The 17,194-nt window shown below is 65.4% G+C and carries 15 protein-coding genes and 1 tRNA gene; 5 read left to right on the top strand and 11 right to left on the bottom strand.

From position 1 onward, the window contains the following. Positions 1-146 precede the first annotated feature (146 nt). The 6 genes from HX774_RS12895 to HX774_RS12870 form a co-directional block, all read right to left on the bottom strand. Positions 147-1,136: a DUF2806 domain-containing protein gene (locus HX774_RS12895; RefSeq protein ID WP_178827316.1), complete on the bottom strand. Its 990-nt coding sequence runs from the start codon at positions 1,134-1,136 to the stop codon at positions 147-149. 656 nt (positions 1,137-1,792) lie between these two features. Further along, positions 1,793-1,999 carry a hypothetical protein gene (locus HX774_RS12890; protein WP_178827314.1) on the bottom strand — a complete coding sequence of 69 codons (207 nt, stop codon included), beginning with the start codon at positions 1,997-1,999 and terminating at the stop codon, positions 1,793-1,795. Between the two features lie 281 nt (positions 2,000-2,280). Next, positions 2,281-2,766, bottom strand: a complete 486-nt coding sequence (locus HX774_RS12885; protein WP_178827312.1) for a hypothetical protein — start codon at positions 2,764-2,766, stop codon at positions 2,281-2,283. 105 nt (positions 2,767-2,871) lie between these two features. Further along, positions 2,872-4,611 (bottom strand): amidohydrolase, encoded by a 1,740-nt coding sequence (locus HX774_RS12880; protein WP_218650415.1) that lies wholly within the window; start codon positions 4,609-4,611, stop codon positions 2,872-2,874. Between the two features lie 16 nt (positions 4,612-4,627). Then, a complete protein-coding gene (locus tag HX774_RS12875; RefSeq protein WP_178827310.1) occupies positions 4,628-6,076 on the bottom strand; it encodes an alginate export family protein in 1,449 nt (482 codons plus the stop codon). An 87-nt stretch (positions 6,077-6,163) separates the two neighbouring features. Beyond that, positions 6,164-6,868, bottom strand: coding sequence for a polysaccharide biosynthesis/export family protein (locus HX774_RS12870; RefSeq protein WP_178827308.1), 705 nt, complete (start codon positions 6,866-6,868; stop codon positions 6,164-6,166). 124 nt (positions 6,869-6,992) lie between these two features. Here HX774_RS12870 and HX774_RS12865 point away from each other — a divergent pair, with 124 nt between their 5' ends. Both HX774_RS12865 and HX774_RS12860 read left to right on the top strand, forming a co-directional pair. After that, on the top strand, positions 6,993-8,438 hold the full coding sequence (locus HX774_RS12865) for a chain-length determining protein (RefSeq protein WP_178827306.1): 1,446 nt from the start codon (positions 6,993-6,995) through the stop codon (positions 8,436-8,438). Between the two features lie 63 nt (positions 8,439-8,501). Next, positions 8,502-9,203, top strand: a complete 702-nt coding sequence (locus HX774_RS12860) for a hfsB (RefSeq protein WP_178827304.1) — start codon at positions 8,502-8,504, stop codon at positions 9,201-9,203. Here HX774_RS12860 and HX774_RS12855 read toward each other — a convergent pair. From HX774_RS12855 to HX774_RS12835, 5 genes are read right to left on the bottom strand one after another with little or no spacing between them, the layout of a single operon-like run. Beyond that, entirely contained in the window at positions 9,200-10,147 is a 948-nt protein-coding gene (locus HX774_RS12855) for a glycosyltransferase family 2 protein (protein ID WP_178827302.1), read from the bottom strand. The two genes, HX774_RS12860 and HX774_RS12855, sit on opposite strands and share 4 nt — an antisense overlap. Further along, complete coding sequence (locus tag HX774_RS12850; RefSeq protein WP_178827300.1) at positions 10,144-10,887, bottom strand: polysaccharide deacetylase family protein; 744 nt, start codon at positions 10,885-10,887, stop codon at positions 10,144-10,146. Before HX774_RS12850 ends, HX774_RS12855 begins: the two co-directional genes overlap by 4 nt. Then, complete coding sequence (locus tag HX774_RS12845; protein ID WP_178827298.1) at positions 10,884-11,822, bottom strand: glycosyltransferase family 2 protein; 939 nt, start codon at positions 11,820-11,822, stop codon at positions 10,884-10,886. The genes HX774_RS12850 and HX774_RS12845 overlap by 4 nt, the downstream gene beginning before the upstream one ends. Further along, complete coding sequence (locus HX774_RS12840) at positions 11,819-13,270, bottom strand: lipopolysaccharide biosynthesis protein (protein WP_178827296.1); 1,452 nt, start codon at positions 13,268-13,270, stop codon at positions 11,819-11,821. The genes HX774_RS12845 and HX774_RS12840 overlap by 4 nt, the downstream gene beginning before the upstream one ends. Further along, positions 13,270-14,826 carry an exopolysaccharide biosynthesis polyprenyl glycosylphosphotransferase gene (locus HX774_RS12835; protein ID WP_178827294.1) on the bottom strand — a complete coding sequence of 519 codons (1,557 nt, stop codon included), beginning with the start codon at positions 14,824-14,826 and terminating at the stop codon, positions 13,270-13,272. Before HX774_RS12835 ends, HX774_RS12840 begins: the two co-directional genes overlap by 1 nt. 137 nt (positions 14,827-14,963) lie before the next feature. Between HX774_RS12835 and HX774_RS12830 the strand changes: the two genes are divergently transcribed. The 3 genes from HX774_RS12830 (at position 14,964) to HX774_RS12820 (ending at position 17,134) form a co-directional block, all read left to right on the top strand. Continuing rightward, positions 14,964-15,055: transfer RNA gene (locus HX774_RS12830), tRNA-Ser, on the top strand. A 745-nt stretch (positions 15,056-15,800) separates the two neighbouring features. Next, entirely contained in the window at positions 15,801-16,406 is a 606-nt protein-coding gene (locus HX774_RS12825) for a tyrosine-type recombinase/integrase (RefSeq protein ID WP_178827286.1), read from the top strand. A gap of 263 nt (positions 16,407-16,669) precedes the next feature. Further along, entirely contained in the window at positions 16,670-17,134 is a 465-nt protein-coding gene (locus HX774_RS12820) for a MucR family transcriptional regulator (RefSeq protein ID WP_178827283.1), read from the top strand. Positions 17,135-17,194 lie beyond the last annotated feature (60 nt).

Raw genomic sequence — 17,194 nt, 5'->3', positions numbered from 1 at the left:
CCTCCCAAGAACCGCGCTTTTCCCCCCGCCTCGCCCGCAGGCTTTGCATGTCGCATTCCTTGCACGACGGGGAGTGGCACAAGCGCCACCTGGCCTAGGCTAAAGGGAGAAGCCTTGGCTGCTCCCTGTCTTGCGGATCCTTGCACCTAGGTTCCAGGTGGTCGGTAGGGCATCCCTGGCATGCCGGGCGTCACTGGCGGAACAAAGATGGGCCGCGTCCAATCTTTGATCAGTGTTGCACCTGGCATATCGAAAGTGCCATCAGGCTTCCGTTGACATGGGCCCACCCGGATTGCCTGAATTAAGCTATCGTTCTGCAGGTCTTCCGCAAAGGCGAGCGGTACGGCTTGGTCGCGGGTAAGCGAGATTGTCCCAAGAAACTCCTTCGCTACACGCGAAACAGAGATCCCTGGCAATGAAAGCACCTGACCTGGGGAGCCCTTAAAGAACACACCGATGTCGCCGAACATGGCCGCTGCCCAGCCTTCGGGCAAGGTGACGCTGTTGGTGATGTTACTGTCCAGAGAGCCGATGAGACCTTCGTCGTGAAGAAGTTGCAGAGTTTCGAACGGTAATTTCTTCCCGGCCAAATAGGGGAGATTAGTGCCGTTATAGACCCAGGACGCCATGGCTTGCATAGCCTTCGCTGTGGGCAAGTCTAACGTAGAGGCGAACTGCAACGTTCTTAGAGAAATGGCTCCCGGCTTGCGGATTTCCCCAGCCAGTACACGAGCCCACATTTCCCGCAGGCTGTCGCCTGACGCCTTTTCAGCATGTGATGCGAACAAATTTAGCCAGTCGGGATCTAGAGTGGGCTCTTCACCAGAATCTCCATTACCGTCGTCTTCAACGAGTATTTCTGCTGTTAACTCAGCCACTGACTCTCGATTGTTTTGGTGGCCGATCTCGTCGTCGAGCCAGCGCGCCCCAGCCCGCCCTGCTAACCCACCCGATGCAGCTAGAGCTTGCTCCAGTTGATGCCGTGCGGCCGCTCGTTCCTCCCGCTCTTCGAGATCCTCCGTCCCTAGCGCTGGGCCGACGAGATGGCGTAACGCACCAGCGGCTCTGGCCTGCTTGGCTGTTGCTGCAGACGCAAGGGCACCTATCCATTGCGTCAAACCGGTTCGAGCCGTCATTTCCTGTCCCTCTTTGAGGTATGCCAAAGCCGACGCGCTAAGGTGCGTATCAACGAGTGAGAACGACTGTAGGAGGCGTCTTCTAGCGCCTCGATATTCAGCAAAAGCTGCTGTGTGTCTTCAGTCACGGCCCTATACCAATCGCCGCTAGGTTCGCTCCTCTCGTCCTTGATGTTCTCTATAGAGAGAAGAGCAGCTTGATATGTTTCTGCTGTTTGGACGGTTGGGAAATGGAACGGCGCGATCGCGTCCAAGCGATCGTCAATGGAATCCTCTTTGAACCGCTTCTCGAGGTATCGACGATCACCTTCTGACCAAGTGGTTGAGGCAGTCGAACTCTGAATCGAGGTTCGAATAGACAAGTAGGCAGCCCGCAAAATGTGAGCCGCAGTTCCAAGGAGAACCGCTTCGCGCTGGCGGCGCTCACGTCGAGCCTCTGTGGCTAAGCGGATCGTCATGTACAAAGCCAGTGCGGTCGAAACGGCACCGATCGCGTCCCAGTCGAACCAAGCAGTTAAGTTGGCAAGAGCCGTCCACCAATGCGGCGGCGTTTCGAAGCAGGGGGCTGGAAGTCCGAAAAGCTCACACATTTTGTGAGTCTACCTGATTCGGGAACCGAGTTACGTCAGCGGCGACGTGGCGGGTCATTGTGCCCGTCAGTAGCCCCTCATCATCGCTGCGGTGTTACTTTGGTCCGTCAGGTCGAAATAGGCTTCGAGGGCTGCGGGCGCTTTGTCGCGACTACGTTGGGCGGCCTTGTGATTGTCGGCAACCACGTGAGCGCCGAACTCAGCTATCTTGGCCAGCAGCAGCGCATGAGCTCCAGCGACGCGCCGTTCATCGGCAGAGATTCGGTGGCCCATCGTTTTACGCCCCCGCGCAAAGCCTTACTGCGCTTGAGGTCGCAAGCGGCTAGTTTTACAGGCAAGCGCTTGAAGACAGGCGCTTTCGCTATGGTTTGGGACCAGAGGGTCGGAGGTTCGAATCCTCTCGCCCCGACCATGGAATAGCCCCTTGGGCCTGGACGCGAGTTTCAGCGCGTCTCGAAGGCGCTAGCGCCGTTCGATCTTCTTCTCAATGAAGTGCTGGCCTGTCGCTTGATAAAGCAGACTCAATGCGTGTCGCTTAAGGGTAGGCAACGGGCCTAAAGAGCGTCGTATCGCCAAGGCGTTGCGCCCGATTGGTCCAGAACTCCGAACGCGACAAGACGTCCATCATGAAGAGTAGAGAAATCGCCTGCAACGTCGCCTGGCGCGTCGGATACAATGACAGCCTCAGCATCGAGCCGGCGGACATAGCCACCTGAAACTAGGCGGGTCTCGGCGGGCTCTTGTTCAGCAGTTTTGCAAATGATGATGAGTCTGGACCAGTGGCATTGAAACTCACCTGCATCCTCGAAGGTCATCGGTTCGACTAAAACAGCGTGTCCCGGTTCAGGCGGGCCGTCGAAGGCAAGGCTGGTGTTGTGAGCGGGAAGCGGCTGCTCCATGATGACCGTAGCGATGACTTGCCCTTTTTCGTCGCGAGCGACAAACCGTTGCTTTTCGATCACGATCTCGCCGGAGCCTCCGCTCAAGACCAGTGTTGCGCCGACAAGTAGCCCAGCAGACAGTAGATTGAACAACGTCATCTAGACATATGAGCGGACGCATTGAATGTCCGCAACGGGGCAGTTTGTATCTTAGGCATCCGCCCCGAAAGATAGGGCGATACCTCGGCGTTGATTGGCGCTGCTTCACCCAGACCAGACCTCGCGGCCTTCCTTCCATGTGCTCGTGACTTTGATCGCCGCCAGCTTGTCACGATCGATGGTCATGGGGTCCGCGTCCAGGATGGTCATGTCGGCGAGCTTGCCGACGGCCAGGGAGCCCTTGCGGTCGTCTTCGTAGTGCTGCCAGGCGGCCCAGAGGGTCATGGCTTTTAGGGCGATATCGACGGGGACGCATTCGTCGGGGCCGAGGATGTCGCCCGAGCGGGTGCGGCGGGTGACGGTGGCGGACAGGACGCGCATGGCGTCGGGATTGGCCACCGGCGCGTCGTGGTGGCTGGTGAAGCGCATCCCGCGCCGCACGACCGAGGCGCAGGGCGAGATGAACTCGGCCCGGCGCGGTCCCAGCACTGAGTCCCGATGGTAGTCGCCCCAATAGAAGGTGTGCATGGGGAAGAGAGACGGCACGATGCCCAGGGTCTTGAGTTCGTCCAGCTGATCCATGCGGACGGTCTGGCCGTGGATGAGGACCGGGCGGCGGTCCTTGGCCCCGTGGCGGTTCGTGGCGTCGCGCACGGCGCCGATCAGCAAGTCGATGGCGGCGTCGCCATTGGCGTGGACCTCGATCTGCCAGTCATTTTTGAAGGCCAGTTCGACCGCGTCCAGAACCTGTTGCTCGGTCGCGGCGGGATAGCCGCGATAGGAGGCTGGCTTGCCTTCGGGCGGAATGTAGTAGGGCTGCGACAGCCAGGCGGTCTTGCCCTGGGGCGAGCCGTCAATGGTCAGCTTGACCCCGCCGATGCGGTATTTGCCGACGTAATTCTTGCGGTACAGCGGCGTCGCCATGACGTCGGTCGAGGTGAGAATGTCGGGGAAGGACAGGATGTCGATAGGCAGTTCGCCGCGTTCGGCCAGCATTGCCATCATGCGGCAGGTGTCGGTCGAGGAACGCCCGTCTTGAGCCGTGGTGTAGCCGAAGCTGGAATAGAAGCGCGCGCCCTCGCGGATCATCTCTAGGTTGGCCTGAAGGTCCAGGCGGGTGAACAGGGCGCCCATGACCGTGAAGAGGGCGGTTTCCTCCATGACCCCATTGGGTTCCTGCGAGCCGTCTTCGCGGCGGAAGGCTCCGCCGTCGGGGTTGGGCGTCGAGGCGCTGATACCGGCGGCCTTAAGGGCCGCGCTGTTGGCCACGCCCAGGTGGCCGGACTGGTGCATGAACAGGATCGGCACGCTGTCGGAGATGGCGTCCAGCTCAGTCCGTGTCGGGTGGCGATGCTCTTTCAGCTGGGAGTCGTCATAGCCGAAGCCGATGACCAACTGGGTATCGCGGACCAGCTGTTCGTGGGCGTTCATCCAGTCGCGAGTGATGCGTTGCAGGGCGGGGATGTCGTCGCCTTGACCATCCGGCGCGGGAAGCAGGTTGGCGTAGCGCGCCTGCAGGCCGACCATCGACACGTGGCCGTGCGGATCGAAGAAGCCCGGCAGCAGGGTGCGGCCGTCCAGATTGACCACTTGGGCGTTGCGGCCCACAGCCGCGCGGGCGGCGTCCAGCGAGCCGACCGCCACGATCACCCCGTTGCGCACCGCCATGGCTTCGGCGGTCGGCATGGCGTCGTCGATGGTCAGGATGGGGCCGCCGGTGAAGATCATGGACGACGCGCGTGACTGGGCCATGGCCGAACGCCCTCCGATCAGCGTCGCCCCGGCCAGGGCGCCTGCGCCGGCCAGCAGGTTACGGCGATTGGTCGGCGGTGCGAGCAGGGTCATGGACGTCTCGTTCGGTTCAATAGTTGGCGATCAGATTGACGTAGGCGCCGGCCCAGACGGGTGCGTCCTCGACGATGGACTTGGTCCCCGCGCCGGGCACGGAGACGGAAAAGCCCGTCGTTAGGTATAGGTTGGCCGATATCGCGCGAAAGTACTCGACGTAAAGGTCGTCGGACAGGTGGTGGCGGGTGACGCCGGTGATGGGGGAGTTGACGCCGTTCTGAACCGTGACCCGCGTGGCCTGGCCGAACTGGATGGGGCTGCGCAACTGGTCGGCCTCGATTCGGTGCAGACGCGCGGTGAGGGTGTCCTGCGGCGTCGGCGCGACGCTGACTGCGACCTGCCAGGAGTTCACATTGGAGTTGATGAAGACCATCGACGACTTGGTGCCGGTCGACCATGCCGAGGGGTTGCCCTCGTAATAGAGAGGGTCGAACCGCTCCAGCCGGGGGGTGTCGGGATCGTCGCCTGAGAAGGTCTGATAGCCCAGGGTGAAGGTCGGCTTCCAGCGATGTTCGGCGAAGGCGTATCCGATCTGGACGCGGCCCGCCCAGGCACGCAGGTCGATGCGGTCGTTGCGCTCGACCGCCAGATCCGCCGCCATGAAGGCGTTGGGCGCGCCCCTGAGCGGCGAGCGGATGTAGAGATTGGCGAACTGCAGCCCGTCGCGGGCGCCGGGAATGATGCTTGGAACGCCGATCCCGCCGGGCGGGGCCTTGGGGTAGGGGGACTCGGATTCGAGCACCTTGCCCGCCGTCAGGCCGATGACGGCGTTGGGGTTGGTATCGTAGCGGAGGTCCACGCCGGCCAGTCGATTGTGGCTGTCGTTGTCCGGCGACTCATTGGGGTCGAGGTAGAAGGCCGTGCCCTTGAAACCGCCGCGGCTGACCTCGCCCAGGGCGGCGAAGGCCCAGGCCTTGCGCGGGCCGAGCTTCAACGCGCCGCGCGAGAATCCGCTGGAGCCGCCCGCCTCGATCAGCATCCCCGTGCCGGCCTTGAAGACGCGCGGACCGACGGAGACGTCGAAGGTGGTCTCATCGGCCTTGTAGCGCCAGCCGAGGTAGCCTTCCTCCAGGGTCGCACGGCCGGTATCCCCGGCGTCGAAGGCGTCGGTGCCCACGGTCATGGAGGCGACCGCCGACAGGCCGCCATAAAAGGTCGCGCGTTCGCCCACACGCCGCTCAAAGGTCAGGCCGGGCTTTACATAGGCTTCGAACCATTCGGCGTTCGGATCGAAATCGGTGACGCCGGCCACCGTCTCTGCGAAGCGCCAGAAAAGGTTGTGTTCGGCGACCAGATTGCCGCCCGCCTGTAGATGCGCCCTCAGGGTGGTCCCGTCCTTGTCGTAGAGAACCATGGGGTCGTCGCCGGCCGCGTTCTGTCCGTCCTCCTGTGCCGCCCATGTCGGCGAGGCGGCCAGGGCGAGAGCGGCGGCGAGGACCGGGAAGCCGGAGCGAATGCGCATTGGGTCGGTCCTCTAGCGGGGCGACAGATCCCGGAGAGGCAACGCCAGACCAAGCTCGGCAGTTCCGCTTGCGGCGAAAAGATGGCCTCAGGTCGAGGCGTAGCCGCCGTTCAGGGCGTAGCTGAAGCCGATAGGCAGGGCGGCGCGGAACAGGGTGAAGAAGGCGGCGAGCTCGCCCAGGGTCGAGCGCGGCACGAATATGATGTCGCCGCGATGCAGGGTCACGACCTCGGCCCGGCGCGGACGCAGGTCGATGGGGCGCATCATGCGCACCCCGCCTGGGCCGCGTCGGATCAGGGCGGCCTGGGCGGAACGGGCCGAGGGCAGGAAGCCGCCGGCCATGATGACGGCCTGATAGGCGTCGATGTCGCCGGGCATGTCGAACACGCCGGGATTGCGGACCTCGCCGTCGACCCAGACCTTGAGCGGGCCGGCCAGGCGCAGGGTGACTTCGACCTCGGGGCGGCGCAGCTGGGCGGCGTAGCCCTCGGCGACGTCGGCCTCCAGTTCGGCCAGGGTGCGGTCCGCCGCCATAACATGGCCCAGCAGCGGCAAGGAGACGCGCCCATCAGGGCCGATCTTGAGCTGACGGGTCAGCTCAGTCGCGGTGGGCAGGGCGACCTCGATCTCGTCGCCAGGGAAGAGCAGGTATTCGGGGGCCACATCCGTCCACGGCGCGAAGGCCAGATCGGCGGGCAGGGGCGCGCCGAGGGGCGGTTGGCCACGACCGCTGGCGCAGCCCGCCAGGCCGGCGGCCAGGCCCATCAGGATAAGGCGGCGATCAGGGATCATGAGGGCGCGAACAGCTGTCGTTTTCGAATGAAGGTGAAGCTGGACCCTTATGGGTAACGCCCGGTTAACGTGGGTCATTCAAGGGTAGCGCCTGAAAGCTTCCTGGAATGGATTTCCCCGGCTCATGCGTTTGGCCTCTCGTGCAGCAGCTCGACCGCGTTACGGCGTCCTCGACGTCGTGGCGCTGCTGTTCCGCGAACTGTGGGTCATGGTGCTGGTCTTCGCCGTCCTGTTCGTCCTGGGCGCAGGAGCGGTTCTGACGCTGAAGAAGACCTATACCGCCGGGGCCAGTCTGTTCGTCGGCGTAGGTCAGGAATACGTCTATCAGCCGCGCGTCGGGTTGAGTGATCGGGGCTCGCCGCCGACCGCCGCCGAGGTGGCGCAGTCGGAAGGGGCCATCCTGAACAGCATGGAGGTCAAACGCCGCGTGGTTCGCGCCATGGGCGTCGAGAGCTTCCAGGACGGCAAGCCGTCCAAGGCCAGCCCGGCCAAACAGGAAGAAAATGCGGTGCGCGCCGTGGCCTCGGGCCTTGAGGTGGTGGTGACGCCGCTCAGCCCCGTGATCGGCCTGCGCTATGAAAGCGATGATCCCGCCCTGTCGGCGCGCGTGCTGAACACGGTCATCGAGCAATACCTGACCTATCGCCGCGAAGTCTTCCAGGATCGCGCCACCCCGGCCATCCAGACCCAGCGCCGGGCCTTCGAGGACGAGCTGTCCACCGCGGATCAGGCCTATGAAGAATTCCTGCGGACCAACAATATCGGCGACTTCGCCACGGCCAAGGCGACCCTGGCGGCCGCTTATCAGTCCATCTTCACCGAGCGCATGGCGGTTCAGGCGCAACTGAACCAGGCGGCGCAGCGTCTGACGACGCTGGCGGGTCAGCAGAGCCGCACCCCGGTCGAGATCGCCCTGCAGCAGGACCTGAACATTTCGGCGCAGGACCAGATCCTGCAACTGCGCACCCAGCGCGAGGATCTGCTGAGCCGCTATCAGCCCGACGCCCAGCCCGTGCGTGAGATCGAGGCGCGGATCGCCCAAATGCAGGCCTATGTGGGCACTGGCACCGCGGTCGGCGCCAAGGAGGTCCGCACGGGGCCGAACCCTGTCTGGGTCGAGCTGGAGACCACGCGGATCAACGCCCAGGCCGAGCGCGACGCCCTGGCGGCGCGTCTGGCCGTGCTAGATCGTCAGGTGGTGGACCTGCGCACGCGTCAGGCCCGTCTGACCGAGCTGGAATCCCGCAACGCCACCCTGGCCGGCAATCGCGAAGTCCTGACCGCCTCAATCCGCGAGTTCCAGCAGCGCGAGACCCAGAGCCGCGCCGACAATGAGCTGGTCAAGGCGGGGGCCGATAATGTCACGGTGATCGAGCGCGCTCAGCCGCCGTCCAAGGGCAAGAGCCTGAAGGCGCCGCTGATGATCGCGGTTTTCCTGTTTGCCGGTTTCACGGCCCTTTGCGTCGGCTTGCTGCGGGTCTTCCTGCGGCGCGGGTTCTCGCTGCCCTCGACGGCCAGCCGCACCTTGCAGATGCCGGTGCTGGCCGTGGCGCCGATGAAGGCGGGCTGAGCCTCTTGGATGCGCCGGCCCATGCTAGGCTGACGCATCAATGATGGGCGCGTAACCGATTCGATGGTGGATCTGACGACGGAAATGGCGGGACTGTGGGCGGCGCTGGGACCAGCGTCGGCTCATCGCGGCCGCGTCATCCAGTTCGCCTCGGCCACGACCGGAGACGGCGTCTCGACCGTGGCGCGCGAGTACGCCCGACTGGCCGCCGTACGGGCGCGCAAGCCCGTTTGGCTGATCGACGGCGATCTAAGCCAGCAGGGACAGATGGACGCCATCGCGGCGGAGCCCGAGCGGTTTGGGCGTCTGGCGGCGCCGGTCCAGGCCTCGCCCGACGGTTCTGCCTTCTATGCCGTGACGCCGCCGATGCGCGGGCGCGACGGCCTGCCGGTCAAGCCGGCGCGCCTGATGACCGCGCGGGCCTGTCTGGGCGGGCGGTTGTTCGTCACGCGCTTCCATACCGAGCTGCTGCGGGCCGGCCAGCGGGTCGAGCCGGTGGGCGAGGCGCGCTACTGGACCGCCTTGCGCGCCCATGCCGATACGGTGGTGATCGACACCCCCGCCGCCGACCGCAGCGACATGGCCATCACCCTGGCGCCCTTTGTCGACGCCACCATCCTGGTGGTCGCCGCTGAGACGACGGCGGCCAGCGAGCCGGTGGCCCTGCGTGACGAGATCGACGCCGTGGGCGGACGCATCGCCGGCGTGGTGATGAACCGCTCGACCTGGGCGCCGCCGCCGATGCTCAAGCGGCTGGTCGGCTAGGCCTTTTGACGCTCCAGTCGCGCCAGTTCGCGCGCGCCGTAAAAGTGCGGCTCGAACCCCTTCATCCAGAACAGTTTTCCTAGCCCGCGCGCGGCGCGATCCAGCCTATCCGCACGCCTCGGATCACGGATCAGGATCAGGGGCAGGGCGGCCAGGGTCCAGACGGCGGTCTGGGCCGCGCCGATGACCATCCAACGGGTGACGGCGGGCCAGTCGCGGGCGGCGGCGGCGGTCTGGCTGGGGCCTTGGCCATAGGCGAAGGCGCGGGTCAGGGCATAACGGAGCGTGGCGCGGTGCGGCGGGGCGAACTCGTCCACCCAGGCGTCGGCGGCCCACCCGAAGCGGCCGCCGCGCGCCGCCAGGGCCGCGAACAGGGCGTCGTCCTCGCCGCCTGATTGGTCCGCTGAGGTGTTGAACGGGGCGACGCCGGGCAGGGCGGTAGCGCGCACCAGCAGGGCGTTGCCGCAGCCGTAAGGCTGGTCGATCAACTGCGACTGCGCCGGTCCTTCGCGACCGAAAAACCGTTCGAGGTAGGCGGTGGTCCAGCCCGTTCCGTCGGGGACGCGCCCCCGGATCGGACCGAAGACGGCGTCGGCGCCGGTCGCTTCCTGGCCCGCCAGCAGGGCCGCCAGCCAGCCGGGCGAGGCGGCTTCGTCGTCGTCGAGGAAGGCGATCAGGGGGGCGTCCGTGGCCGCTAGGCCCTCGTTTCGGGCGGTGGCGACGCCAGGGCGCGGCGCATGGCGCCAGATCAGGAGCACGGGGGAGGCGGGACGCAGGCGGTCCACGGTGTCGCGCGAACTGGCCGCCGGATCGTTGTCGACGACGACGATCTCGCGCAGACGGTCCGAGACGTCGGTCTGGACGAACAGCGAGCGCAGAGCGCGCTCCAGACTGTCGGGGCGACGCAGGGTCGGGATGACGACAGCGACGTCGGGCGCCTTCATGCCGCCAGCACCTCGCCCACCGTGCGGATGTCGCAGCCGGTCGCGCGGGCATGGGCGATCAGGCGCGACAGGGCGTCGGGCGTGCAGCCCCAGGGCGAAGGGGTCTCGCGGACGTCGTGGGTGTAGAGGATCAGCCAGGCGTTTTCAGACACGGCGCGGTCGATCCACTGGCGAGCGAGGGCCTCGCCGTCCGGGCCTTCGATGCCGACGCCGGGCAGTTGGTTTAGGTCGCCGCCGTCGTGGACCAGCCCCTTGTGCACCCCGCGCAACGAGGCATAGCGCCCGGCCAGCAGGGCCTTGGCGCGCGGCGAGACCTCGCCATAGGGATAGGCGAAATGGATGGGGGCGGCGCCCAGGCCGTGCAGGGCGGCGTCATTGGCGTCGAGGTCGGCGATCAGTTCAGCCTCGGGCGTCCGGTGGCAGTCCAGATGGCCGAAGGTATGGCCCGCGACCTCATGGCCGCGTCGGATCAGATCGACGATCTCGCCGCCGTCGGCAAAGCGGCCCATGTGTCCGTCCTGCCCGAACAGGCCGGCGCAGACGTAGAAGGTCCCCCGCGCGTCATGCGCCTCCAGCGTCTTGGCCCCGGCGTGTCCGGCGCTGGCGGGGATGTCGTCGAAGGTGAAGCTGACGGTCGGTCGGGTCAGGCCCAGGCGCGCCGGGCGGCGGTGCGTCAGCCGGGCGAAGCGGCGGCGCAGCTTGCCCATCAGGCTGACGTCAGGCGTGTAGGGCTGGATCATATCGCCTCCGCATAGAGGGCGGCGCGGTAAAGGCGCAGGCTGAAGGCGCGCAAGGGCACGGGCAGGGCGGTCATATGGGCGGCGCGCTTGAACAGGGGGCGAACGGCCTTCAGGCCCGGCACGGTCTTCAGCTTTTTCGCCACGCGATAGCTGGGATAGGCGGCGACGAAGTCGGGGTGGCGGGCGACGACACGGGCGAAGTTGGGCGCTGACTGTTCGTACTTGGCGGCCAGGGCCTCGACCGTGTCCAGACCCATGTGGGTGGCGGTGTTGTCCAGATGGACGACGGCGAACCGGCGCGAGACGCGCATGGCCCATTCCACGTCCTCCCAGCCCCAGCCCGAAAAACCGGGATCGAAAGCCTCGGTCTCGAACACGTCGCGGCGGACCAGAAGGTTGGAGGTGAAGACGTATTTCTCGGGCTGCAAGGCGCGCCGCTCGTGGGACAGGCAGTCCGACTTGGCCGCCATGCTGCGATGGACGGCGAAGCGGGCCTCTTGAGGGGCCTGCAACAGCGAGAAGCCGCCGAAGGCCACGGCGGGCGCCTGTTCGGTCGTCAGCCTCGCCCAGGTTTGCAAAAAGCGGTCGTGGTCGGGCCTCATGTCGCTGTCGAGGAACAGAAGGCTCCCGCCCCGTGCGGCTGAGGCCAGCCGGTTGCGGCCGATGGAGCGGCCCTCGTTGGCGGTCAGGGTGATCAGGCGCGTCGGCAGGGCCAGGGCGTCGATCTGGGCCGTCAGACGGGCGGTCAGGGCGGGGTCAGCCGTGCCGTCATCCAGCAGGACCAGTTCGACCGCGCCATCCAGGGCGAGGGCTTCTCGCTCCAGAAGCGCCAGCAAGACGCCTGGATCATCGCGCAGGAAGGGGATCAGCACCGACAGGACCGGACTGGCCATCGGCCAGCCGGCGTTGTCGTGGATATGGGCCGAGGCGCTCATGCGACGGCTCTCCGGGCGCGAACGGCGGACCGAAGCCGCTGGCCGAGTTCGCGTACGCCGCCTGCGTTCAGGGCATAGGCGCAGGCGCCGTAAACCCCTGCACCGACCGAGGCGTCCAGCATCAGTTCGGCAAAGCCGCCGATAGCGGGCAGGAACCAGACGACAAGGGCCATGACGGCGGCGGCCAGCGAGCAGCGGATCAGGGCGTTCCATGGGATCGGCAGCGGCAGGATGCGCCGACCGATGGACAGCGACGCGATCAGGCCGACGGCGAAGCTGGCGGCTGTGGCCCAGGCCGCGCCGAGAACGCCGAAGCGCGGAATCAGCAGCAGGTTGAGCACGACATTGGTCAGGGCCGGAACGCTCATGGCCGCCAGCAGCCAGCTGGTGCGGCGGCCCAGGGTGAAGGCCTGATGGAAATAATAGACGGTCATGCCCGACAGGAAGGCCGAGAGGGCGATCCACGGCGTCACCAGAATGGCGGCGTCACGCAGCTCCTCGCCGATCATGAACTCCGACAGGGGGCGGGCGACCAGGGCCACGCCGACCGCGGCGGGTAGGCCGATCAGGACCAGGGTCGAGGCTTGCTCCCGTGCGGCGGTGATCAGCGGGCGGCGGCCGCCGCGCTCCAGCGCCATGACCAGGGCCGGGGTCCCTGCCGTGCCCAGCCAGATGAAGAGGACGTCCAGCGTCCGATTGGCGATGCTATAGCTGGCGTGATAGGCGCCGACGGCGGCCTCGTCGAGGAAGAGGGCCAGCAGGAAGCGGTCGGTCGAGGCCAGCACCAGCGAAAGGCCGAGCGAGGCCGCGATGGGATAGCCATAGACGGCGTAGGTCTTGAGCCGCTGGGTATCGACCGCGCCCTGCCGCGCCTCGCGCAGTTCGCCGGGCAGGAAGAAGGGCATGGCCATCAGAGGCGCGATCAGCAGGCCCGCCAGGGGCGAGGCGCCGCCCGCACCGGCCAGGGCGAAGGCTGCGCCGACGGCGAGGCCGGCGACGCTGTTCCAGATGTCGAGGGTGGCCGCCTTGCGGACCTCGCCCGACGCGCGATAGCGCTCCTGCGCCAGTTTGGAGAAGCAGCGCACCGGAATGCCGAACAGGGCCATCGCCAGAGGGAAACGGAAGGCGTCCGGCATGGGCCACAGCCAGATCGCCAGCCCCACGAGAGGCAGGAACAGGCCGCTGACGATGAAGGCCGTGCGGTACAGGCTGGCGAAATGGCTGGCCATGTCCGCGCCTTCGCGCTGGGCGGCCCAGAACCGCGCCATGGCGGCCTCCAGCCAGCTGAAGCTCGCCACATGGGCCAGGGTCATGACCGACAGGGCCAGGGCGTAGCGCCCATAGTCCTCGGCGCTGAGCAGGCGGGTGAAGACGATGATCGTCAGAAAGCCGATCAGGCCCTGCATCACATTGGCAGGCAGATAGCCCAGTACGCCACGCCAGAACATCAGCGCACCGAGATCCTGTCGCCCAGCAGGACGGGCACGGTGACGGCGATCACCCAGAGATCCAGCCAGAAGGACTGACGCTCGATATAGTCGATGTCCAACTGGACCCGGCGGCGAACCTCGGCGGCGGTGTGCATGGGGCCACGAGAACCGTTGATGGCCGCCCAGCCCGTCATGCCGGGCTTGATGCGGTGGCGATGGGCGTAGTCGGCGACCAGACGGGCCGACTCGGTCTCTCCGGTCTTCATGCCGATGGCGTGCGGGCGGGGGCCGACCAGGGACATTTCACCGCGAAGGACATTCAGGAGTTGCGGCAGTTCGTCCAGGCTGCTGACGCGCAGGAAGCGGCCGATGCGGGTGATGCGGTCGTCGTCGGCCGTGACCTGACGAGCGGCGGTGGCGTCGGCGGTTTCGTGCCGCATGGTGCGGAACTTCCACACCACGATTTCTTCCTGGTTGAAGCCGTGGCGGCGCTGACGGAACAGGGCCGGGCCGGGGCTGTCCAGCCGCACCAGGGCGGCGATCAGCAGCAGGGCCGGCGACAGCAGCATCAGACCGACAAGAGACAGCACGATGTCCTGCAGTCGCTTGTTGAACGCCCGGCGATCAGGATCAGCAGGCCCCTCCAGGGGCGCTAGCGGGGCCTGGGCCAAGGTCTCGAGCGCGGCGTTGCGTTGTTCGGCGGCCTTGGGATCGACCAGCAAGGTCAGGGGGATCGGCAGGGCGCCGAGGCGGGCCGTCAGGTCCCGCACGCGGGCCTCGGCCTTGGGATCGATGGCCAGGACAATGCGGTCGATATAGGGCGTCAGCCTGTGGTTCAGCAGGGCGTCGGCCTCGCCCAGCACGGGCACGCCTTCGACGGCGTCGGGCGAGCGGGCCAGACGATCATCGAACACGCCCAGCACGTTCAGGTCGCGACGCTGTAGCGCCTCCTGAATCAGCCGCTGGGCATAGCGGGTGGCGCCGACCACGACGATATTGGGCGTCAGAACGCCGCTTCTACGCCAGTCGGCGACCAGCAGGCTCCAGGCGGTGTGCAGGCCTAGCAGCAGGACCAGGGTCGCGGCGCCCCACTGGGCATAGGCGGACCAGGGCGTCGCCGCGCCATGCAGGGCGAGCCCCAGCATCGCAGTCAGGCCTATCCCCGCCGTCACGACGCCGGCGACCGAGATCAGGTGCCGTGCAAGGCCGTGGCCCTTTTCGAAGCGATAAAGGCCCAAGGAGCGCATCAGGCCCAGGATCGCCAGGACGCCCAAGCCAAAGGGGGCGATGTCCGCCAGACGGGCGGACAGCAGCGCGCCGGGGATCAGGCCTGCAACGGCGACAGCCGCCACGGCGCCGACGCCGACGATGTCGAAACCGCGAAAATAGAAGACCCGCAGCCGGGTGGCGTTTCTCTGGCGGGTGTTCAGCCAGACATCGGGACGAAAGGGGCCACGACGCGGATGAGGCGAGGCTGACGCCGAATCAGTTCCGGCGACGGCTGATCGACGACCCTGTTGCGCTTGGACGCGGGGGTCGTTCGCGGGTGAAAAAAGGGTGTCGGCGGACGTCATAAGGCGGTTTTGAACGTTTCTGCAGCTTGAAGTGCCCCGTTTTTGTCGCACGTGGCCTATCTATGGCGCGTTAACGCGACAGTTGGCAGGTCCCCCGTTGCACAGCGCCTCGCGACTCGCTATGCACGCCGCCTGCCGGAGACGTGGCCGAGTGGCTGAAGGCAACGGTTTGCTAAATCGTCGTACCCTGTAAGGGGTACCGAGGGTTCGAATCCCTCCGTCTCCGCCAGATATTCCCAGCAAAATCAAAGTGTTATCCCCGAAAGGGGCAATCGTGCCATGCCAAGGGTGCCAGTTGGCCCGTTTTTGGCACGGTTGGCACGGTTTTGACGGGGTGATTCAGCCTTTGGCACGATCACCTCGTCATTTTTTTTAGTAAACCAAATCAATGGGGTGATCGTGTTTTGGCACGATTGGCACGATTTGGAGTTGCCCTTGGCACGGTCTGGCACGGTCTGGAGGTTGGATTCGTCGCCTAACACCGGCATTCAACGGCAGTGAAGAGATTCGGCTGGACCATATTTGGGTTGTTCTCCGTGATCTTGCTCTGCGGGGTCGCGTATGCGGCTGGGCGAAACTGGTCATCCAAAGATGGCTTGGGCCACCTCGGAGGAACGTTCTGGTCCACGCTAATCGGCGCTGTGGTTGGCGCGGCAGTAGCGGGACTCATATCGTTCATTCTCGCAGAGATAGCGGCCTCGCGGTCTAAACAAGCAGACAGGATGCGCGAGCGAGAGCGGCGTTTAACTCTCGCGCAAACCGCTACGCTTCATGATTTCCCCCATGATTGGGTTAATCATGCCGCATCATCGAACAACGATCAATGAGATCGTGAGCCAACCCTGTCGAAGGCTTTGACGGTCGCGACGATGATGATGGGACCGGACAAGAAGCCGATCCTGTTCGCCAAGCCGACGTTCCCCTCGATCAAGATCAACAACATTCAGGATCGCGTCCTTTCGAACGCCGAGTGCGTGGCCGTCTTCAAGGTCATCGACACGAAGCATCTTGAGAACCCGTCTCACGACTGGAAACGATTCGGCTGCTTCGTTCGGTTCCTGTTGGACACGGCTTGCCGCAAGGGTGAGGCGCTTATGCTTCTGGATGAATGGATCGAGGTCGACGGCGACGGCGACACCATGATCCACTGGCCGCGCTATCGGGAGGCGACCGAAGAGGAGAAGGCTCGCACGGGCCTGAACCAGATCGAACGGCTCAAGAACGGCAAGGCCAAGGGGCTTCCGGCGTCCAAGGCCATCGTCGATATGCTGCCTTTCCTGCGAGCATTGTCGCCCGATGGGAAGCGGTTGTTCCCGCACCACCCGTCCACCATGGACTGGAAATGGCGCGAGGTCCGCAAGGCTATGAAGCCGCTCGGCCACAACATCGACGACGTGAAGTTCCACACTTTGCGCCACACCACGATCACGGATATGCTTCGCGCCAAGGAGTCGCTGCCGATGGTCAGCCGCTTCGCCGGTCATAGCAGCATCAAGATCACCGCTGATCGCTACGGCCACCTTATCGCTGACGATCTCAAGGATTTGGTCAAGGGTAAGGAAAGACGCGATGCCGCTTAATGCGTCAACGCAAACTTCGATAAAGTCGCGGGTAAGCGTGCCGTGTTGGCACGGTTGCCCCGGCTAAAAGCCCTATTTTGCTGGGTTGTGTGGCACCGTCTCCGCCAGATTTCCCTGATAAAAATCAAAGCCTAATCCCCGGATGGGGCGCCCTGCCGGTCGCGCTGGCAGGCGGGGTTGGTGCAAATACTGGACGCCAGGGCGCTACAAGCCAGATCAGGGCCGTGATAGTCTTGGTTTTTAACGCCAGTTTTGGGGGCTATATGAACGACGCCGATACAGGGGCTGACATCCTCGGCATGACGACTGACATCGTTTCGGCTTATGTCAGCAACAATAAGGTTGAGGCCTCAGCCCTGCCGGGAATGATTGCGGCCATTCATGGCGCCCTGTCGGCGACGACCGTTCCGGTTATCGAAGAGGTGGTGGAAACCGTTGCGCGTCCGACGGCGTCGCAAATCCGCAAGTCGATCACCGACGACTTCCTGATCTCGTTCGAGGACGGCAAGCAGTACAAGTCCATGAAGCGGTCGCTGGCGATCAAGGGGCTGACGCCTGCGGAGTATCGGGAGAAGTGGGGCCTGCCCGCCGACTACCCGATGGTGGCGCCCGCCTATGCGGCGGCGCGGTCAGCGATGGCCAAGTCGATGGGCCTGGGGGCCGGGGGACGCAAGCCCGCCGCCACCGCGCCGGCCAAGCGTGGGCGGCCCGCAAAAATCACAGCATAAACAACGAGGGGCCGGTCGCGAGACTGGCCCTTTTCACTTGCCGATCATGTCGCAGCTAGA

The sequence above is a fragment of the Brevundimonas sp. P7753 genome (assembly GCF_013386595.1).
Taxonomy (GTDB): Bacteria; Pseudomonadota; Alphaproteobacteria; order Caulobacterales; family Caulobacteraceae; genus Brevundimonas; species Brevundimonas bullata.
This window is presented reverse-complemented; position numbering and strand designations above follow the sequence as displayed.